This is a genomic window from Flavobacterium soyae, from assembly GCF_021245985.1.
Classification (GTDB): Bacteria; Bacteroidota; Bacteroidia; order Flavobacteriales; family Flavobacteriaceae; genus Flavobacterium; species Flavobacterium soyae.
In genome coordinates this window covers 1-242 of record NZ_JAJQXA010000084.1, presented here as the reverse complement: position 1 = coordinate 242, position 242 = coordinate 1, and the positions used below count along the sequence as shown (strand labels likewise).

Sequence of the window (242 nt, the reverse complement as noted above, 5' to 3'; positions counted from 1 at the left end):
CCGCAGCAGAGGATGCACCCGAAGTACAGCCGTTCGCTGAAGCCGTTACCGTGTAGCTTCCTGCCGGTGCCGTTACAGTATCCCCCGACTGGGAAACACCTGCCGACGGGCTTACCGTATAGGTATTTGAAGCATCATAGTTTGTAATTGTAAAACTTCCTGCTGCCGTTAAGCATGTAGGCTGGATCACAGCGCTTAATGACGGAACTGTCGGGGTAGCCGGCTGCGCATTGATAACCGCA

Annotated in this window: 1 protein-coding gene; it reads right to left on the bottom strand. The window is 54.1% G+C overall.

Annotation, left to right across the window (positions count from 1 at the left end; genetic code table 11):
- Window positions 1-242, bottom strand: a 242-nt coding sequence (locus tag LUU93_RS21685; RefSeq protein ID WP_232683244.1) for a hypothetical protein, incomplete at both ends; no start/stop codon positions are given.